The organism is Enterococcus sp. DIV0421, assembly GCF_051713745.1.
Taxonomy (GTDB): domain Bacteria; phylum Bacillota; class Bacilli; order Lactobacillales; family Enterococcaceae; genus Enterococcus_D; species Enterococcus_D casseliflavus.
This window is the reverse complement of record NZ_JBIOQM010000003.1, coordinates 137,679-156,552: the sequence shown is the minus strand read 5'-3', so window position 1 is coordinate 156,552 and position 18,874 is coordinate 137,679. Positions and strand designations below refer to the sequence as shown.

The following is an 18,874-nucleotide window of genomic DNA, read 5'->3' as shown; positions in this document are numbered from 1 at the left end:
TGAACAATGAAAGTTTCTGAAATAGAAGAACTGGTTCAACAAATTGCTGATCGTATCTGTCAGCAACTTCCAAAGCCTACCCTTTCTCTTGCTTTTTCGCAAGAGAAAAAAGAGATTCCTGCCGAATTATATACCCAGTTTCCTACTGTTCAGTGGAGAATCGATGAAGATCAAGAGTCGGCTGGAATGATTGTGAAGCAATTAACGATTTCTCAAATGTCCAGTATTGCTTTACTGCAAGAAAAGGATCTATTAACCCGAAGAATACTTTCATTTTTGTTACAAGGAAAACCGATTCTTGTTTTAGAAATTTTGCCAGCAATTCCGAAAGAAACCCCGCTTAAATATCAAGTGAAAAAGACAATCCAAGAATATCGAGATAAGTGTCAGCAGTTTGGTCTGACATTCTATCGCTCCCCGCAAGACTATGTTGATTTTTGGAAATCCTGTCAGAAAAAATCAGTGCCTAAGGCATTGACTAAGCGGACCTTCATCACCGAAAAACAATTGAAAAAAATGCTAGAATACCGCATTCCTCTAATAAAGAATGCGCAATTGACACCATTAGCACAAGATTATATGCGCACTCAAAAGTTGCTTATAAAGGGGGAAAAAGCATGCTTTTAGGAAAAGTTACCGGCAGTTTGTGGTCTACAAGAAAAGACGAGAAGTTAAACGGTTGGAAATTTATGATGGTAGACATTTTGAATCAAGAAGAACAAAAACAAGGATTTATTATTGCAGCGGATAATGCTGGCGCAGGAATTGGCGACAAAGTATTGATCAGTCAAGGCAATGCTGCTCGAATCTCTGCTGAAAATCCAGAAGTACCTATTGATGCAATGATCGTTGGCGTCATCGATGCTGCAGAGGAAGAATAAGGAGGTTGAATCTATGAGCATTAATGAAATTATTATGTATATTATGGTTCTTTTTATGATTATTGGAGGCATTGATAAATGCATAGGGAATAAATTAGGACTCGGAAAACAATTTGAAGAAGGTATCATGGCGATGGGGGCTTTAGCGTTATCAATGGTGGGGATCATCACGTTAGCCCCGGTCTTGGCGAATCTTTTAAGTCCTATCGTTGTTCCCGTCTATGAATTGCTGGGTGCTGATCCGGCAATGTTTGCGACAACACTACTAGCAAATGATATGGGGGGATTTGCTCTAGCACAGCAATTAGCAAATGATCCTCAAGCAGGGTTATTTGCGGGAGCAATCCTTGGGGCTATGATGGGACCAACAATTGTTTTCACCATTCCTGTTGCGTTGGGGATTATTCAAAAAGAAGATCAACGGTTTTTAGCCACAGGGGTATTAAGTGGAATTATTACCATTCCTTTCGGGTTATTGGCTGGTGGTTTAACCGCAAGAATGCCAATGTCTATGATCCTGCCTAACTTGCTTCCTATCATTATCGTTGCTGCATTGATCATCATGGGATTATGGTTGGCGCCAAACGGTATGATCAAAGGATTCCAGATTTTTGGTCAAGGTGTTGTCATCGTTGCGATTATCGGTTTGATTGTCGGAGCGATTCAGTTACTTGTGGGAATTACAATCATTCCTGACATTGCACCTGTTACAGAAGGAATCGAAGTTGTAGGGAGTATCGCATTGACTTTAGCTGGGGCATTTTGTTTGGTTGCTGTGATTACGAAAGTGTTTAACAAACCTTTAATGAAATTAGGGAAAGTTTTAGGGATGAATGAAGTTGCTGCTGCTGGTATGGTGGCAACATTAGCAAATAATATCCCGATGTTCCAAATGTTAAAAGATATGGATAACAGAGGAAAAATTATCAACATTGCTTTTGCTGTTTCTGCTTCTTTTGTTTTAGGCGATCACCTAGGCTTTACGGCTGGGGTAGCAAAAGAAATGATTTTTCCTATGATCGTCGGAAAATTAGTTGGTGGGATAACTGCTATTTTTGTAGCAATTTTCATGGCTAATCGTATGTTAGGGAAACCAGAAGCAGAAATAAAATAATGAGGTGAAAATATGGCAGAATTTAATCGAAAAATGATCGAAACATTGGTTCGTCAAATCGTAATGGAGCAATTGATGCCAACAAAACAAGTGGATCCTAGCGGTGTGGCATTAATAAAGTTACCAGAGATCACGGTTTCTGAGGAAGATCGTCTGGATACGGGGAAACCCAATGATATTGTTTATACAAAGGATTTATTCTCACTCGAAGAAAGTCCTCGTCTAGGTTGTGGATTGATGGTGATGAAAGAAACAACGTTTGACTGGACTCTCGATTACGATGAAATCGACTATGTTATTTCTGGTAAATTAGATATTGTTATTGATGGACGGAAAGTTTCTGCCAATGCAGGTGAGCTTATCTTAATTCCTAAAAATAGCAAAATACAGTTTTCAGTCGCAGAAGAGACTCGTTTTGTTTATGTCACTTTTCCAGCAGATTGGCAGAATCAATGAATAGGAAAAGAAATTACTGATATTTAGCTAATTATATTTGAAATTTTAAGACAAAAGTTTTTATTAGAAATCTTTTTTATGAGAAGATAATATGAAGTGATCTCACTAAGGTTGTTAGGTCAGGGATATAAATATACAATAAATTTTAACATAATCAGGCATTCATCACCCATCCTCTATAGGTGGGTGATGAATGCCGTTCGGTATGAGGGGTACCGTGGGTAACTCGAAGATCGAAAAGATAAATGCTATAATTAGTTTGATTCCAAGCATGATGGTGCAATTCCAGTGTGAAGGCGCTCAAGTGAAAGATATTGAGTTAGCGCCACAAGTAAAACTGTAAGACTTGAAGACATTCGTGACGATGCGAGTGTAACGATGATTATGATTAGAGTGAAAACCAAACTGAATCTGTCATAACGTTGTGTGGTTAGTATTTCGACCGACGATCAAAATAAAACTCAAGAACCGTAGGAACTACGGGGATAGCTTGGTAAATAAGAGACACCTCTGCAAATGAAAAAATAAACTTGCAAGTATGCTCTTTTCCCAAGAAGCCCCCACTTCAAGCGTTAAGAACCGTTAGGTTTAGCTAAGTGGTGAGTAGTTCACTGGGAATGGTACTGATATTATTTGTGGGAGCAATTTTGATGATTGTAACTGCTTTGTTCAAAGACTATTTACAGCAGTTAGTTTTCTGGTAAATGGGTAGCTATTAATGAAGTACTTGTACCAAAATCTAAACGTTTTCTCTAATTTATTGATTGGAACAATCGCTCTTTGTTTTTTGTAGATTTTCGAAAGATCAATTTCTTGGTCATGGGACTTTCGGACTTACTTGTAGGGAATATAGTTGCATTTGTTGTCATGATTGGATTTGTTGACTTGATCATATTTCATGTCATACGTTGTTCCCTCGGTATTAATCATTGTTTGGTCATACGTGGGGTAGTTCTTTTAGGTGGTTATGATGGGCATTGGTGATACGACGTCCAGAAACCTATTATCTTCTCAGAAATTTCGATTGGTGCTATCACAGCATTAATTGGAGTACGATTTTTTCTTATTGTTTATTTTAAATGAAAGTGAGTGTTTTACAACCATGAAAGATATTTTTCGTAGCTCTTATGAGGCTTATCCATTTTTAGCAGATGATGCAGATGATTTGCGTTGTGATTATGAATTACAAACTGATCGTTTATCTTCAGAAATTGGGTTATTACGTGCAAAATGTGAAGATTCCCCTTTTTATGAGGAGTTAGAAAAAATCGGTGAATTGGTTTATCATGCTAATGCGTGTGTACGTACAAAAATGACTATTACGCAAGAAGAGATTGACTGGTTAAAGTGTCGTGTCTATGAATTGAATGAAGAGAGAACGAATCAAAACGGACCATTTTTTTTACCTCAAGGAAGTGAACGAGGTGCGCTGTCTCATATCTTACGTGTCGATTGTAAAGTGATAGTTCGTTTGCTGTATCGCCATCTTTATCAAGATAAAAAGGTTGATTCAGGTTTGCTGGATTTTTTTAATTTGTTGTCGGGTTATTTTTTTATGATAGCGATGAAATTCAACCGAGAAGATGATGTATCGGAAATTCCTTTTGTCAGCAGAAACTATCGCTAAAGGAAGAAAACTGATAATTTTGAAGTGATTGAAAGATGAAGAATATATGAGTTACATAACAAATTTTCCAATGTTTTACTTATGTCTATTTAGGGGGCACTTTAAACTTTGAGTTGTTCGATATTTATGGATTTCTTCTATGTTCAAATTTTTTAATGTATGTTTGTCATAATAGCATCTTTTATAATATTGCAGAGATTATATATGGTCTGCTTTTTCTTTTAAATCCTGTTCATACAGAATGCTACGATAATAAAAAAGGAAAATTGGCTGTAAGAATTGCAGGGATAATTTGTATTATAGTTGCACTGATTACGCGATTTGTCGTATGACTTATAGACCTTCTAGTTGTTGCAGATGTTTAATGGAAACTAAAATTAGCAAAATGTAAACGGATATTTCTTGTGATTGCCCTATATTTTTGTATGATTATATAAAACAACGAATTGGAGGAATAAATTGTGTTGCTAAATGAAAAAATAACAATCATAAGAAAAATGAATAATCTTTCACAGGAGAGGTTCGCAGAGGAACTGGGCGTCAGCCGTCAGACTATTTCAAAATGGGAAACGGGCAATGTAGTGCCAGATGTTGGAATGTTAACAAGAATTGCTGATTACTATAATATTACGCTTGATCAATTAGCCAGAGATGAATATGAACTTCCTATGGCTAAGGCTGTTGAAAAAGTGGTTGATACAACGCCATCTACTAAAATTGATAAGTTTGACCTTAGCAAATATATTGGGAAAGTGTGTGATATATCTATGAATAGTTTCAGATATAGTGTCATCAGAAATGCTAAAATTGTCGGAATGTGGAATGGGATGGTATGCTTTGAAAAGAAGAATTCTTATGGATATTTCAATGCACGAAAAAGTTTAGGTATTCATGTTAAAAGTCAAGAAGACTATATACCTCATAATCGTATGGAATGTGGGAAATGTACTGCTTATATTAATAAAGGAAATTATTATGGAGGACATACATACATGTTTAGTTGCATTGAAGATATTTCTGAAAATGGATTGAAGATACGGACAGGAGAATTTATTTCAGAGGTTTCTTTTGATGATTTATCTGTTATTCAGATGAAGTCTAAAATAAACAAATAGGATTTTTAGGAGTTGAAACAATGAAGAATGATAAGAAAATAATTACAGTCACAGATGTTGGAATTGTGTGTTTAGGTATAAGTTCTATTGGTTGTATTATTATGATTATCGTGGGATTGATATATAAAGAAAACATATTGACACCGATTATGTTGTTGTTTGCTACTACACCATCTTTATTAGCAAACATAAAAAAGAACAAGCAATAATCGGAGGAATAGAGATGTTCAAAAATAAACAAACTTTTTTAGGATTACTGAAAGATAAAGGTATCACTTCAGTTTTCTGGATTTCATTGTTTGCATTTATTTTGATAGTTGGAAATGTACTTAATTACATTTTGTAAAAACAGGATGATTTACATGTCGTTTATTATGGATTTGTTAAAATTTGACCCAAACAGGGCATTATTTTATGCAAAATTATTCTGTGCTACTCTATTTGTTAGTTTTATTGCAAATATGATAGGAAAAGTTATAGTTTAAATAGTAACTTAGTAGCATGGAGTGAAAAAACAATTATATTTATTGCTTTTTGGGAGGTAGTAATGTTTAATAAAATATGCTTCTATGTTTGCATTTTTTTGCAAGAAAAATATTGAGATACATGCTGAGTTTTATTGTGATAGATATATTGGATTGTTACAATATGGATATGGAGAAAGCGATAAATTAAATTGACGGAGGGAGATTTTATTGAATATGGAATTATAGTTGTGATGATAATTTGTGGAGTTTTACTTTTTATTGAAATTTATGAGTTGAAAAAGCAGGTGAAATCTCAGCAAAAACAGATTGATACTTTGTGTAAACAGACAGGAAATAAAGATTTAGCAACATATTATATATCAGAAGAGGATAAAGAATATATCCTTCGTCTTAAAAATAGTGGTAAGTATGTAGAAGCGGTAAAAAAAGTGAGAGAAGTGACTTCTATGGATTTAGTACAAGCAAAGCAATATGTTGATACACTATAAATTAAATTTGAGGGAGGTAATATCGTGGAAATAAGAAAGGTACATCAAGAATTTTTCGTATGCCAAGTAGAAGATTATTCGTCTGTAAATTTTGGTTCTGAGTATAGTTTTAGCTAGAAAAACTGATGAAGAAAACTCCCTTGTATGTATCACGAACGAAGTTCCACCAAATGTAATTCAGCGTGAGGACGATTGGAAAGCTTTTCGTATTCAAGGTGTTTTAGATTTTTCGTTAATTGGAGTACTGTCTAAAATCGCCAGCATTTTGGCAGATAATGACGTTTCGATTTTTTCTGTATCCACTTACAATACAGACTATATTTTGATAAAAAAAGAAAATTATCAAAAGGCAATAAAAACGCTCAGTAATGCTGGATATGAAATTATAGAGTGATAACTTCCAGTTTGACAATTTTATATCTATACATATAAAGCAGTTCGTCTTAGAACTGACTACTTAAAAAGACACCATTGAGGTGTCTTTTAGGTGTTATTTTATAGTCATATCTAGGCTCATTTAATCGGGGTAAATTCGTGGTAAAATAAATGGTTTTCTATACTTTAAAATATTGGAAAATATAGTGTTTATGCGGATAATCTAAAATTAGATATAAAATTTAATTAAATTAAACAAACCATTCATTTACATAACATAATTACTAGAATGTGTTTTTCTCTTATAGTGTTCATAGTAATAGTATAGAAATTATTATAAATTATGTCAGCTATAACTACAGTCTTTATTATAAGGACCATTAATTCAATGCTTTCTAAGTGTTGCTATATAAAGAATGAAAATATTTGAGTGGTTAGGATATACGGTGTATACTTATTATAGGGGGCTGGTAATATGAATATTAAAAAAAGGAAGATTAGAGAAGTAGGTAACTCAATAGTTGTAACTTTGTCAAAAGAAAGCTTATTACAAAAGGGTTTGAAACCTGGCGATACCATTTTTATTGATGAAGACAAAATGATGGATGCAATTGTGAAGGAAGAGAGCAATTTAGATCTTGAAATTGATATGTATGTGAATCAAGCTTTATCTGAATATGATGCTGCATTTAAGGAACTAGTTGATAGATGATCTATTTAGGTGAAAAAGATATAGTAAAATTAAATGTCATTCAAATAAAGAAATATTCACCGCAGGAAACAATTGGCGTCATTGACAAAAATGCTTTGAGTATGGCCGTCAATCAACCTAAGCAACATATTTTTGGAGAAGCGCTATATCCTGATGAATTTAGCAAAGCAGCAGTTCTATTAATAAATCTAATCAAGAAACATCCATTTCACAATGCAAACAAACGTACCGCATTTCTAGCTGCATTTGTTTTTCTGAAGCTAAATGGCTATTCACTAAAAATGGAAAATCAGGAAGTTGTGGAATTTGTGGTTAGAATTGCTACGTATCAGGGTGAATTTGATTCCTTAAAGAATTCAACAACAGTTATGCTAAAAAACAATTCGACAAAGATTGATCCTAGAGAATAGAAGCAAGCTAGGGATTCAGTTAATTCTGGAGATTTAGTTTACTTCTGTTTTTTGTTTAAGGAATATTATTATGTAGATATAGGGAGAGATATTAAGAATGACTTATTCATACAAACATTGTCACGTCTATCAGGCACAAAATTTATATCATTAAGTTTTACTTTAGAAAAACACCTTGTTTCCATAAAACTACATTCCTATAAAAATATGTGGTATATTACTTGTAGTGATATATTTTGAAACGTATTAAGAGTGCTATACTTAAATTTATACCCTCCTTTTGCTAATCAAACATTTATTGCAACAAAACGCATACGTAGAGATGCACAAGGAGGAAACAATATGAATAAAGGTACAGTAAAATGGTTTAATTCAGATAAAGGTTTTGGGTTCATTACAGGAGAAGATGGTCAAGATGTCTTTGCTCATTTCTCAGCGATTCAAGCGGATGGATTTAAATCTTTAGATGAAGGTCAAGCAGTTCCTTTTGATACTGAAGAAGGTCAACGCGGCTTGCAAGCTACTAATATCTACAAAGCAAAAGACACTTTTATGCTTTCAAGGGAGAGAAAATGATGAGTTTTTCACAATGGAAACCACAAGAACCATCAATCGAAGGGTAAGCATTTCATAAAAATCAACAAGTCGTGTTTATATGTAGAAAGAAACAAGTAGTTGGAACAATCATAAGTTATAAAGAACTACAGAGCTTCTAAATTTAGTCTGTTATTCTTTAACAAATTGGGTTTGAGCTGATATCATTCTTTCTAAAGTAAATCACTTGCTCAAATCCATTTTATAGCTTAAGGTGCTAATTAACATGTAATACTGTATGAAGAGATTCTAAGATGAATGCTTGGGGAAGTATTTCAGACTTGGTCATAAAGAGTTATTAGCAATATTGAGTTGGATTTTTTATTAAATTCACGACTAAAAAAGAGGGAACATGATTGTTTGGTTATACATATTTAATGTGAACCAAGTGATGTTAGTTCTCTTTTTTTAGTTTACATAACATAGATTATACAAAGTTATATTAGAAGGGAGAATGTTAAGATTAAATGCAACTATACATTGCTTTTATATAAATATAGTTCGTCTTTTGCTCTTTTTACCCCTGTTGATAAACTTAAATTGATGCGATTGTTCGACAAAATCGTTTTATAACAAATGAAATATCCTCTTGAAAATATCATGTAATTCTTGCGTATTTTAGTTTAAACTTTTGAGCTGGTGTTTTCCACTTTAGAATTTTTCTTGGTCTAGTATTTAAGTTTTCTACAGCGTCATCGACGATACGTTGCGAGATATTCTTAAATTGGTACATTGTTTCACTCCGACTCTTTTATTTTTACTATATAATCATAACATAAGAGTATAGCAACGATATCAACAAAATATACAAATTTGAATCATTACCTTTCGTGCACCACAGTTTTTATTTTAACGAAAAGTATATTACATACTACCTCAATATACCATGTTTGATAAAAACCTACTACCATAATGACGATTATGGTAGTAGGTTTTTAAGGTTCTATAATATTTAGTGTTGGGACTGTGACATAAGTCTATAGAAGAAAACCGCAAGAAATGACGGCTCTTTGTCAATGTGTATCTAACGATGTGCAGGAGTTGACCAATAAAGGCTTAAATCAGTTGACAGAGTATCTGTGTGCATGGAATCCATTTTGATACATTATCTGTGAGCTTTTGTTTTGATGAATTCAAACCGATGAAATCATGCAGTGGAAATTTTCATGAATGGGCAGACCTACCAATCAAGCGATATGGTGGAGAATTATCGTCCTTCTTTCTTAAAATTATATTTCCCTCCAGTAACAACAGTTCAATAATTACTCTCAAAATATTCACATGTCCTATATATTCTCTCTAAATTATAATATACTGAGGAATACAATTCCTAGTGAACTACTCACCACTTAGCTAAACCTAACGGTTCTTAACGCTTGAAGTGGGAGCTTCTTGGGAATAGAGCGTACTTGCAAGTGTATTTCTTTACCTACAGCGGTGTCTCTTATTTACCAAGCTATCCCCGTAGTTCCTACGGTTCTTGATTATTCCTAAGCCAATGCTTGTATTCGTAGACCTTCGGTCAAAATATTTATACTAGCGTTGATATCTCGATCGTGGTGCGTATGGCAAATAGGACAAGTCCATTCTCGAATTTTGAGTGACTTCTTGCCGTCTCTGTGTCTACATTCTGAACAAATTTGACTAGACGGAAACCATTTATCTATCTTGATGATTTTCCGCCCGTACCAGTCAGCTTTATATTGTAATTTAGTCACAAAACTAGACCAAGAAACATCCGAAATACTTTTTGCTAGTTTATGATTACGCAACATACCTTTTGTGTTTAAGTTTTCAATACAGATAATATCGTGATTTTTGATAATTTTCGTACTCAACTTATTCAGAAAATCAGTACGTTGACTCATTACTTTTTCATGCAATCGTGCTACTTTACGTTTTTGTTTTTGATAATTTCTAGCTTCAAACAGATTGATACCTTTTTGTTTAGCTAATAAGGCACGTCTTGACAACTTACGTTGTTCACGTCTGAGTTTCTTTTCCATTTTGGACGTAAATTTATTATTATCAAATTTTTGACCGTCAGAAAGGATCGCAAAGTCCGTAATGCCTAAATCAATTCCAATGGCTGAATAGGTTTTCGGTAATTCAACAACTTCTTCTTTACACAACAAAGAAATATAATACTTGCCACTTGAATGGCGTGATACTGTAGCCGATTTAATGATTCCTTTAGGTTGTCTATGAAGCTTGATTCTAACTAGTGACTTCAACTTAGGTACTTTGATAAACTTATTATCCACCAAAGCCACGGTTCCATTTTGATTGTTGGTTGTATAACTCTGAACAGGGTTCTTCTTGCTTTTGAAACGAGGAAATCCGACGGATTTATCGCGAAAGAAGTTCTTGTACGCCTTATCTAGGTTGAGTTGTGCATTCGCTAAAGCAAGACTATCCACTTCTTTCAAGAACGGAAATTCTTTCTTGTATTTTGCTGGTGTCGGAAAACTCATTTTTTTAGAGGAATCCTTCTTAGTTTCTTCATAAGCTTTTATTCGGTCATCAAGCATTAGATTGTAAACCTTACGAACACAACCAAAAGACTTGCCAAAGAAAATTTTTTGCTCTTCAGTCGGATAAATTCTAAATTTATATGCTTTTAGACGTTCCATAAGATTCACCTCTATTTGTGATTGTTTCCTTGATTTTGAATATACTTCTTAATCACATCAATTGGTGCCCCACCAGTTGCCAAAAGACAAAAACTTTTTGACCAGAACATTTCTTTCCAAAGAAATTGTTTGACTCTTGGATAATCACGCTTTATCAAACGTGAGCTGGCACTTTTATAGGCATTGATAAATTTTGTCAACTCTGTTTTAGGGTGGGCTTTGAACATGATATGGATATGGTCTTTATCATGATTCCACTCAACTAAAATGATGTGATACGATTCTGAAGTTCTTTCAAAAGTCGCTTTAGCATAATCAGATATCTCATCATCTATTACTTGTCTACGATATTTCGTTACTAAGACAAAATGATAATACAAGAGAAACACGGAATGATTATTTGTATCTAATTCCATGTTATATTAACTCATTTCTTGTATAGGCTGATTATAACGTGAGACAAAATAAAAATGCAATACACCTTAGTTGTCGGTCTTCGAGTTACCAACAGTAACCCTCATACCGAACGACATTCATCACCCACCTATAGAGGATGGGCGACTTCTGCCTGATTATGTTAAACTTCTCCCCTTATTCATTAACATCTATATAAAATAATATAGATGAAAAGTCTTCTGATTGATCATATCCTATTTTATCATAATGCTGACCACTTGAAGCATCACTCAAAGATAAGCCGATTTTCATCAGTTCATCTCCAGTATAAATAAGATTATTAAACGGAGACTTTATAGAGAATTTTACTCGATATTTTTTTTCAGGATGCAGTCCTTTTAACTTTATTCGTTTGTACGAATGATTTATTTCATTGAGAACTTTATATGATGAACCAATTCCATGATTTCTATCTTCAGAAATTACCATCCAAACTGTATCATTATTTTCAAATGGAGAACTAAGTCTGAAAAAACGTCCATACTGAAATGTATACCTATTCTTTTTATAAAACTCTATTCCTTCACGTAACAATAATTTCTCGTATTCAGATAATTTATTAGGATCCAATTCTAAACCAAAGTTACCAAAGTACGCAGTCTCAATTCTAGTTTTTAAACTCACCATACGATTATTTTGATGATTGGGAGAAACTGAAACATGCGCTCCCATTGAACTTAAAGGGTAAGCTAAGCTAGTACCATATTGAATTTTTAATCTTTCAATTGCATCGGTACAATCACTTGTCCAAGTTTGTGATGCATAATAAAGCATTCCTAAATCAAATCTGCCTCCACCGGAAGCACATGATTCTATCAATATTTTAGGGTACTTCTGAGAAATCATTTTATATAACCTATACACTCCGATTATATATCTATGACGAACTTCTCCTTGTTCATCATAGAGAAGTTCTGAATCATAACTATCTAATATGCTCCTATTCATATCCCATTTTATATAATCAACTTGAACTTTATCAAAAACTTCACATAAACTATCAAATATATAATTTACGACATCAATATTTCCAAAATTTAAAACATATTGATTTCTACCTAGCTTGGGTTTCTTATTAGGAAACTTAAGTATCCAGTCAGGATGTTCTCTATATAATCTAGAATTAGGATTAACCATTTCCGGCTCTATCCATATTCCAAATCCTAATCCAATGCTTCTTATGCTGCTGACTAATTTATCTAAACCGTTAGGAAATTTTTCTCTATTAACTATCCAATCTCCGAGACTTTTATCATCACTAGATCTATCACCAAACCATCCATCATCTAAAACAAAAAGTTCTACACCTAATTCTTTAGCCTTATTGGCAAATGTTAATAATTTCTCCTCATCAAAATCAAAATAAAAAGCTTCCCAACTATTTATTTTGACCGGTCTCTCCCTCTTTTTCCAATATCCATTTATAATGTTTTCATTTATAAATGAATGAAGTGTATAACTTAAATCCGATAATCCTTTTGATGAATGTGTGATGATAACTTCTGGACTATGAAAATGTTCTCCAGGTTTTAACTTCCAACAAAATGTTTCTGAATTCATTCCCAATTGTACTCTAGTAGTAGAGTAACTATCTACTTCAATACATGAAGTAAAATCACCAGAATACACAAAAGAAAATCCAATGCACTCTCCATTATATTCATCTGCTTTTTCCTTTTTTAAAATAAAAAATGGATTGTGATTATGACTACTGTGACCTCTTGTGGATCCAAAACTTTGCATTCCTGAATGAAGTGAATTTTTTTTAATATGTCTCTCTCTCCCCCATGCACCTGATAAATGAATAATTTCATAATCACTTGTTGGAAGATCCAGATTCAACGGCATCAGTCGCTCTATCATTAAGTTCTCTTTACCAGAATTGACCAACTCAATACTTCTAGCAATAACAGATCTATCAGAAAAAACACTGTAATATAAATTTACTATCAAACCACTATGTGCATCTTTTAGTTTTAATTCCAACGTACATGCTTCATCACTAACTGAAACATAACTATGTGGTAGTTTTTCTATCTTATTTTTACCATTAAAAATTCTGTAAGAATAATATTTTAAATCCATGGAATAATCTCCATTTGATTGTCTTACTTTTATTGCAGGTATTCTAAAATCACTCGATCCACTTTCTGGTATTTCTTGTTTTATATGCTCATATGAATAAAATTCATCATCCGTTGTTTCATATATACTCATTGGCCTCTTAGACTTCTCAACTAAATGTTTAAAATTACCACTTAAACAAATTTTTTCTCCGAAATACAACTGCAATATTTTTCCATTTCCATCCACTTGAATTAAATAGCTCATAACACTATTACTGATATGAAAAACTCTACTTTGTGAATCATATAATATTTCAGCAACCATTATTTCACCCTCACAAACTGCCACTCATCATTATTATCATTACCATAACTCCATTGAACTACATTAGCACCATCATTATTTGATGCATTTAAAATACACATTACTTTACCGCTTAAGGCTGAAACTATTTTAAAATATTTATCTGAAGTTGGTACAATATACCAACTCTGATTCAACTGTCCATTTCTAGTATATTGTAAAATTGGATTACCATTTTTAGTTACCCCTGTATCAGCTTTCAAATCTATTACTTTATTTGATTCTTTATTAGTCAAAGTAAAAGTGTAGTCACTATTTCTACCTAAAAGCCATTTTTGATTGTCTTTATCTACATAGCTATTCTGCTTCAGTTGAGTCTTATCCTCTTTATTTCCTTGTGGAACTTCTAAGATTTTACCACTTTGTCGATTTATTATCTTATACTCTCCCTCCTCTGGTAAGTCTCCAAATGAACTGTTATAGTATGTTCTGATATAATCTATTTCAAAACTGCGAGGTAAATTACCTGAATTAGGATAACCTAAATGACCTTCCAAACTAAAAACCATATGCCTCGATAGCTCCGAAAAAGAATCTATTCCTATACTTGATCTGTATTCCCAAATCAGTTGATTATCAAAGAAAAATCTTAACTTTCCATTTTTTCTTTCTAGACCAAATAAATGAAAATCTTTACTAATATCTTCTATATTAGTATTCCAACGATTTTTAGCATGTTGCCAATGGAAGTTAGGCTTCTGATTCCATGTGTGCAATGTACTAGTTATTTGATCAAAATTAAATGTTTCCATTATATCAATCTCTGGATTTGGATCTAATGAACTTACTAAAGGCGAGCTCTGTAACCAAATAGCACTTAAGACATTCGCTTTACTATCTAAAACCTTCGCCTTGACTTCAACATAACTATTTCCTGGAATCTCAAACTTTGATTCTACTGCTCCAGCTGTAAATTCCTTTCCATTATAATTCTCTTGTTTTGCTTGTAAAATCAAATGTCCATTTCTTACTTCTACATTACTTTCTTTAAAAGCAAAATCAGAGGAAACATCGTACCATAATCCTTTTTTCCATTTACTTTCATCTAAAATATTACCCTCAAACTCATCGGAAGAGCTTTCTAATAAAGTCCAACTATTCTTTTCATCAGCATTAACGATAATAGGACATCCAATAATCAAAAGAAAACAAAAAATTTTTGGTAACAATTTCCACTTAGCCATAAAACTTCTCTCCTTTTTATATCTAATTGTAAAAATGTTTAATACTATCGCTCACTAGCCCTTAATACCAGAAGAGACTATATTTTCTTTTAATTGCCTAGAGAAGATGATTGTTGCAATTATTACCGGTAAAATAGTAACAATTGAAATCCCCATCAATGCATTCTGTTTTGTTGCACTATTGTTAGATATATTATAAAGAGCGACGTTCAGAGTCCACATTTCTTGTCTTTCAGTCACTAACCACGCCCAAAAGAAATCATTCCAATTACCTAAAAAAGTTTGTAAAGCAATCATGGAAATAATTGGTTTAGATAACGGCATACATATTTTTGAATACAAATAATAAACTGAAGCACCATCTAATCTAGCAGCTTCAAAAAGTGATTCTGGAATCTTATCAAAAAATCCTTTATAAAGATACACATAAAACCCATATGGATAAAGGAACGGTAAAAGAAGGGCCCAAAAATTATCATATGCTCCCATTTCTTTATACATTATTAATTGTGGTAGCATTATACTTACAAAAGGTATCATCATAGCGCCTAAAAAAAACATCAAAGCAATTTTCCCACTCTTAGGAGTCATTAATCTACTAATAGCAAAAGCACAAATAGAACATAATATTACCTGAGCAATAATTGCAAAGCCTATTACTATAATGCTATTCACAATAAAAACAAAAAAACCATATTTATTTATCGCTTCATTATTTTGATAAACATATTGCGGTAATTTCATATAATGCTTAAAGTTCTCCAACAGCAATAAATTATTTCTCTTTACAGAACATAGACTTATATTACCTATTAAATTAAACTGATTTTCCATACCTTCACTAAATTTATCTAATAACTTAGTGTCAGTAGTGTCAGGTGCTTCTACCCCATCTAATCCATCTAAATTAAACTCTATTCCTATTTTTCCAGCTAATTCTTTAGATCTATTATTTAACAATAATGTCTTATCATTAATAACTACTCCTTTGAAAATCCCATAATCTTGTTCCATTTGAAGTTGAATTTTATGAGATCTAGCATAAGAAATAACTTTACCATCTTTAATAGCATAATATTTAACTTCTGAAATATTTTGATCATTAATATTAGAATACGCTGCATACATAGAATTGGACACATCTTGTTCTATTGAATTTTTAATCGCAACTTCTCCCTTACTCATATCAAAATTTGTATAATCAATTACAATACTCATTGAGTGTGTTGGCTTCGGTATTAAACTAGGAGGTACATCGTATATCGATTTATTATCTTTGACAGAATTACTAACAGTTAATAAAAACGGAAATAATATAAAGAAAATTGATAAAATCGAAATTATTATTGCCGCAATTTTTAATGATTTATCTGGTCTATTAGTATTTATTTTTCTCTTAACCATTCAGCTATTACAACCTTTCTGTTTTTTCAAATTTCATTTGAATTGTAGTTAATAGTATTGCGACAAGCATTAAAACCACAGAAGCAGCGGACCCTTTACCATAGTTCATTTCTTGATTAAAAACATTGTAAATATAAATACCTTGAGTAGTAGAAGCACCGCTAGGTCCTCCAGAAGCAAAAAGATACGGGACATCTAATAATTGAATTGATGAAGCGACAGCTATTACAAATTGAATAAAAATAATAAAGCGAATATTAGGTATAGTAATGTGAAAAATTTTCCTCCATCCAATACAACCATCCAAAGAAGCTGATTCTAATATATCCTTAGGTATATTTTGAATAGCTGAATAATAAAGTAATACACCTATTCCCCCTCCAATAATTCCTGGTACTATAATGCAAAATTTCACTAAATTAGGATCACTAAGCCATTTTTGAGGCTCTACACCAAAAATTTTTATTAATGAGTTTGCTACTCCATAATCGGGATGCCATATCCATCTCCAAATTATCACATTAATAGTAGTAGGTATCAAAACTGGAAGAATATATATAGTTGACATGAAATTTTTGAATTTTTTTAATTCACTCAATGCAATTGCTTGGATAATTGGAATAAAAAAAGTCATTGTTATCTGTAGCAGTAAAAAGACAAATGTATTCTTCCAAGCTTGCCAATAATAATTTTCTGACATTATATTCGTATAATTTTTCCAACCAACAAATTCCCCTGTATCATTAATAGGGCTATAGTTCACCAAAGAAATACAAACCGCTCTTAGTATTGGATAGTATTTTAACCATAATGTAAAAACAATCGGAAGAGATAATATTAACCATCCGTGTAAGTTATTCCTCATTTGAAATTTTTTTAACATATAGCAGACATCCCATCTAATGTAAATTTGTTAAACAAACAATACAAAAAAAACTATTCCCAAAAAAGCTATTTTATTTACATTCCAATGTTAAAATTTATAGATTTTAATGAGCGACAAGAACGATTACCTGTTAATATTTTGCAATTTTATATTAATATAATGGATTGTTTAAACGTCATTCGACTATTAAACTAACACCATAAAAACAAAAAAGGAGGAGAACAAACAATGCACTTATTAAATAAATATCGAAAAATATTTTTTCTAGTACCATGTATCACAGTAATAGGTACAATGTCAGCTTGTAATAATAATGATAGTAATAGTACTGAAGAAAAAACTGTAGAATTAACTGTATGGGAGACTAGTAGAAGAAAAGATGACTATGATACACAATTAGAAGAAAAGTTCTTAAAAAAATATCCATGGATAAAATTAAAAAAAGTTGTTAAAGAAGGTGATCCAGGTAATGAATTTTATCAAGCAGTTGCTTCTGGAACAGCGCCAGACTTTGTAGAAGCATCATTTTCTGTTGCTAATCAACTAGCAAAATCAGAAGTTATAGTTCCTTTAAATAACTATTTAAAGACTTGGGAGGAAAGTAAGGAATTTGACCAAAACTATCTAGATATTCTCAGTCTTGATAGCAAAGTATATGGACTCCCTAAAGAAGTTAATCCAATGTTATTTGCGTATAATAAAAAATTATTTTCCGAAAAAAATATTACTCAGCCTCCAAAAAATTGGGAGGAAGCTTTAGATTATGCAAAAAAAATAAATAATCCAGATGAACAAATTTCTGGTTATGCTACCCTTACCGCTGAATGGACAGAATGGTTCTTTCAATACTATGTTTGGCAAGCTGGTGGAGATTTAACCCAAAAAAACCCAGACGGTACAATAAAATTAGACTTCACCAATCCTGCAGCAATTGATGCAGCTAATTATTATAAAAAACTATCAGATAGTGGCGTATTGCCAAGTGATAGAACTTTAAATTTCGATGATCTCCTGACTCAATTTAGTCAAAACAGAATTGGAATGATGCCTTTTGCAACTGATTGGGTAATGGATGTTATAAGTAGAGGAATGTCCATTGACAATTTAGGATTATCTTTAGCTCCCGTCGGTCCTTCTGGGAAATCTCCAACAGCAATAAGCGGAACATGTTTTGTTATTAATGCTAAGTCATCTAAAGAAAAACAAGATGCAGCATGGAAATATATTAGTTTTATTATGGGGAAAGAACAAGTTTCTAATTATTATAAAAATCAAGCGGATAAAGGGGCATTAGCGCCAATAACATTACCACGTAACGATTTAAAAATCAGTGATTTTGGGGAGTTGCCAAGTGAATATCAAAATGTTTTAAATTCCGCAGAACAAGATTCTAGATTAGAATTTTACGGAAAAGTAGAATTCGGTTCCTATGTAGATAGAGCTGTTCAAAATATTCTATCAAATCCAACTTCAAATCCTTTAAAAGAGTTAAAAGAAGCACAAAAAAATGCTGAGGCTGAAGCTTTAGCCGATTTCAATAATAAAATAAACTCGAATTAAAAAACAAGCATACACTATCGCTATATATTATAATGATAGTGTATGCTTTATTAATATGTAG

At 32.4% G+C, this 18,874-nt stretch carries 19 protein-coding genes and 2 pseudogenes; 14 read left to right on the top strand and 7 right to left on the bottom strand.

Going from position 1 to position 18,874, the window contains the following annotated elements; genetic code table 11:
- The first annotated feature begins 6 nt into the window (after positions 1 to 6).
- The 12 genes from IGI96_RS18725 to IGI96_RS18670 all read left to right on the top strand — a co-directional run bounded on the left by IGI96_RS18725 (position 7) and on the right by IGI96_RS18670 (position 8,242).
- Entirely contained in the window at positions 7 to 627 is a 621-nt protein-coding gene (locus IGI96_RS18725) for an ethanolamine utilization protein (RefSeq protein ID WP_438785575.1), read from the top strand.
- A complete protein-coding gene (locus IGI96_RS18720; protein ID WP_002345851.1) occupies positions 618 to 881 on the top strand; it encodes a EutN/CcmL family microcompartment protein in 264 nt (87 codons plus the stop codon). The genes IGI96_RS18725 and IGI96_RS18720 overlap by 10 nt, the downstream gene beginning before the upstream one ends.
- Before the next feature lie 13 nt (positions 882 to 894).
- On the top strand, positions 895 to 1,995 hold the full coding sequence (eutH, locus tag IGI96_RS18715; RefSeq protein ID WP_438785574.1) for an ethanolamine utilization protein EutH: 1,101 nt from the start codon (positions 895 to 897) through the stop codon (positions 1,993 to 1,995).
- Positions 1,996 to 2,007: 12 nt separating this feature from the next.
- A complete protein-coding gene (locus IGI96_RS18710) occupies positions 2,008 to 2,451 on the top strand; it encodes a cupin domain-containing protein (protein ID WP_438785573.1) in 444 nt (147 codons plus the stop codon).
- Positions 2,452 to 3,553: 1,102 nt separating this feature from the next.
- Positions 3,554 to 4,078, top strand: a complete 525-nt coding sequence (locus IGI96_RS18705) for an ATP--cob(I)alamin adenosyltransferase (RefSeq protein ID WP_438785572.1) — start codon at positions 3,554 to 3,556, stop codon at positions 4,076 to 4,078.
- Positions 4,079 to 4,539: 461 nt separating this feature from the next.
- Positions 4,540 to 5,193, top strand: a complete 654-nt coding sequence (locus IGI96_RS18700) for a helix-turn-helix domain-containing protein (RefSeq protein WP_438785571.1) — start codon at positions 4,540 to 4,542, stop codon at positions 5,191 to 5,193.
- 20 nt (positions 5,194 to 5,213) lie between these two features.
- Positions 5,214 to 5,402: a hypothetical protein gene (locus tag IGI96_RS18695; protein ID WP_438785570.1), complete on the top strand. Its 189-nt coding sequence runs from the start codon at positions 5,214 to 5,216 to the stop codon at positions 5,400 to 5,402.
- Positions 5,403 to 5,869: 467 nt separating this feature from the next.
- Complete coding sequence (locus tag IGI96_RS18690) at positions 5,870 to 6,169, top strand: hypothetical protein (RefSeq protein WP_438785569.1); 300 nt, start codon at positions 5,870 to 5,872, stop codon at positions 6,167 to 6,169.
- Between the two features lie 91 nt (positions 6,170 to 6,260).
- On the top strand, positions 6,261 to 6,563 hold the full coding sequence (locus IGI96_RS18685; protein ID WP_438785568.1) for an ACT domain-containing protein: 303 nt from the start codon (positions 6,261 to 6,263) through the stop codon (positions 6,561 to 6,563).
- A gap of 456 nt (positions 6,564 to 7,019) precedes the next feature.
- A complete protein-coding gene (locus IGI96_RS18680; RefSeq protein ID WP_002287931.1) occupies positions 7,020 to 7,256 on the top strand; it encodes an AbrB/MazE/SpoVT family DNA-binding domain-containing protein in 237 nt (78 codons plus the stop codon).
- Positions 7,253 to 7,666, top strand: coding sequence for a type II toxin-antitoxin system death-on-curing family toxin (locus tag IGI96_RS18675; protein WP_438785567.1), 414 nt, complete (start codon positions 7,253 to 7,255; stop codon positions 7,664 to 7,666). Before IGI96_RS18680 ends, IGI96_RS18675 begins: the two co-directional genes overlap by 4 nt.
- Positions 7,667 to 8,008: 342 nt before the next feature.
- Positions 8,009 to 8,242: a cold-shock protein gene (locus IGI96_RS18670; protein WP_438785566.1), complete on the top strand. Its 234-nt coding sequence runs from the start codon at positions 8,009 to 8,011 to the stop codon at positions 8,240 to 8,242.
- Between the two features lie 616 nt (positions 8,243 to 8,858).
- Here the strand turns inward: IGI96_RS18670 and IGI96_RS18665 are convergent.
- Positions 8,859 to 8,990, bottom strand: a pseudogene (locus tag IGI96_RS18665) (IS30 family transposase); the annotation flags it as partial.
- 281 nt (positions 8,991 to 9,271) lie between these two features.
- On the opposite strand from IGI96_RS18665, the pseudogene IGI96_RS18660 reads away from it, so the two are divergent.
- A pseudogene (locus IGI96_RS18660) lies at positions 9,272 to 9,352 on the top strand (transposase); the annotation flags it as partial.
- A gap of 398 nt (positions 9,353 to 9,750) precedes the next feature.
- On the opposite strand, the gene tnpB reads toward IGI96_RS18660, so the two are convergent.
- The 6 genes from tnpB to IGI96_RS18630 form a co-directional block, all read right to left on the bottom strand.
- Positions 9,751 to 10,893 carry an IS200/IS605 family element RNA-guided endonuclease TnpB gene (gene tnpB / locus IGI96_RS18655; RefSeq protein WP_438785565.1) on the bottom strand — a complete coding sequence of 381 codons (1,143 nt, stop codon included), beginning with the start codon at positions 10,891 to 10,893 and terminating at the stop codon, positions 9,751 to 9,753.
- 11 nt (positions 10,894 to 10,904) lie between these two features.
- The gene (gene tnpA / locus IGI96_RS18650) at positions 10,905 to 11,309 is read right to left on the bottom strand and encodes an IS200/IS605 family transposase (RefSeq protein ID WP_438785564.1); all 405 of its coding nucleotides are present in this window, start codon (positions 11,307 to 11,309) and stop codon (positions 10,905 to 10,907) included.
- Between the two features lie 175 nt (positions 11,310 to 11,484).
- A complete protein-coding gene (locus IGI96_RS18645; RefSeq protein ID WP_438785563.1) occupies positions 11,485 to 13,740 on the bottom strand; it encodes an alpha-galactosidase in 2,256 nt (751 codons plus the stop codon).
- On the bottom strand, positions 13,740 to 14,963 hold the full coding sequence (locus IGI96_RS18640) for an RICIN domain-containing protein (protein WP_438785562.1): 1,224 nt from the start codon (positions 14,961 to 14,963) through the stop codon (positions 13,740 to 13,742). The genes IGI96_RS18645 and IGI96_RS18640 overlap by 1 nt, the downstream gene beginning before the upstream one ends.
- Positions 14,964 to 15,017: 54 nt before the next feature.
- Positions 15,018 to 16,367: a carbohydrate ABC transporter permease gene (locus IGI96_RS18635; RefSeq protein ID WP_438785561.1), complete on the bottom strand. Its 1,350-nt coding sequence runs from the start codon at positions 16,365 to 16,367 to the stop codon at positions 15,018 to 15,020.
- Positions 16,368 to 16,374: 7 nt separating this feature from the next.
- On the bottom strand, positions 16,375 to 17,250 hold the full coding sequence (locus tag IGI96_RS18630) for a carbohydrate ABC transporter permease (protein WP_438785560.1): 876 nt from the start codon (positions 17,248 to 17,250) through the stop codon (positions 16,375 to 16,377).
- Positions 17,251 to 17,481: 231 nt separating this feature from the next.
- Here IGI96_RS18630 and IGI96_RS18625 point away from each other — a divergent pair, with 231 nt between their 5' ends.
- Positions 17,482 to 18,813, top strand: coding sequence for an extracellular solute-binding protein (locus IGI96_RS18625; protein ID WP_438785559.1), 1,332 nt, complete (start codon positions 17,482 to 17,484; stop codon positions 18,811 to 18,813).
- Positions 18,814 to 18,874: the final 61 nt, after the last annotated feature.

Coding starts and splice junctions, on each gene's coding strand:
- IGI96_RS18725 (WP_438785575.1), top strand. CDS start 7: ATGAAAGTTTCTGAAATAGAAGAACTGGTTCAACAAATTGCTGATCGT.
- IGI96_RS18720 (WP_002345851.1), top strand. CDS start 618: ATGCTTTTAGGAAAAGTTACCGGCAGTTTGTGGTCTACAAGAAAAGAC.
- eutH (WP_438785574.1), top strand. CDS start 895: ATGAGCATTAATGAAATTATTATGTATATTATGGTTCTTTTTATGATT.
- IGI96_RS18710 (WP_438785573.1), top strand. CDS start 2,008: ATGGCAGAATTTAATCGAAAAATGATCGAAACATTGGTTCGTCAAATC.
- IGI96_RS18705 (WP_438785572.1), top strand. CDS start 3,554: ATGAAAGATATTTTTCGTAGCTCTTATGAGGCTTATCCATTTTTAGCA.
- IGI96_RS18695 (WP_438785570.1), top strand. CDS start 5,214: ATGAAGAATGATAAGAAAATAATTACAGTCACAGATGTTGGAATTGTG.
- IGI96_RS18680 (WP_002287931.1), top strand. CDS start 7,020: ATGAATATTAAAAAAAGGAAGATTAGAGAAGTAGGTAACTCAATAGTT.
- IGI96_RS18675 (WP_438785567.1), top strand. CDS start 7,253: ATGATCTATTTAGGTGAAAAAGATATAGTAAAATTAAATGTCATTCAA.
- IGI96_RS18670 (WP_438785566.1), top strand. CDS start 8,009: ATGAATAAAGGTACAGTAAAATGGTTTAATTCAGATAAAGGTTTTGGG.
- tnpB (WP_438785565.1), bottom strand. CDS start 10,893: ATGGAACGTCTAAAAGCATATAAATTTAGAATTTATCCGACTGAAGAG.
- tnpA (WP_438785564.1), bottom strand. CDS start 11,309: ATGGAATTAGATACAAATAATCATTCCGTGTTTCTCTTGTATTATCAT.
- IGI96_RS18645 (WP_438785563.1), bottom strand. CDS start 13,740: ATGGTTGCTGAAATATTATATGATTCACAAAGTAGAGTTTTTCATATC.
- IGI96_RS18640 (WP_438785562.1), bottom strand. CDS start 14,963: ATGGCTAAGTGGAAATTGTTACCAAAAATTTTTTGTTTTCTTTTGATT.
- IGI96_RS18635 (WP_438785561.1), bottom strand. CDS start 16,367: ATGGTTAAGAGAAAAATAAATACTAATAGACCAGATAAATCATTAAAA.
- IGI96_RS18630 (WP_438785560.1), bottom strand. CDS start 17,250: ATGTTAAAAAAATTTCAAATGAGGAATAACTTACACGGATGGTTAATA.
- IGI96_RS18625 (WP_438785559.1), top strand. CDS start 17,482: ATGCACTTATTAAATAAATATCGAAAAATATTTTTTCTAGTACCATGT.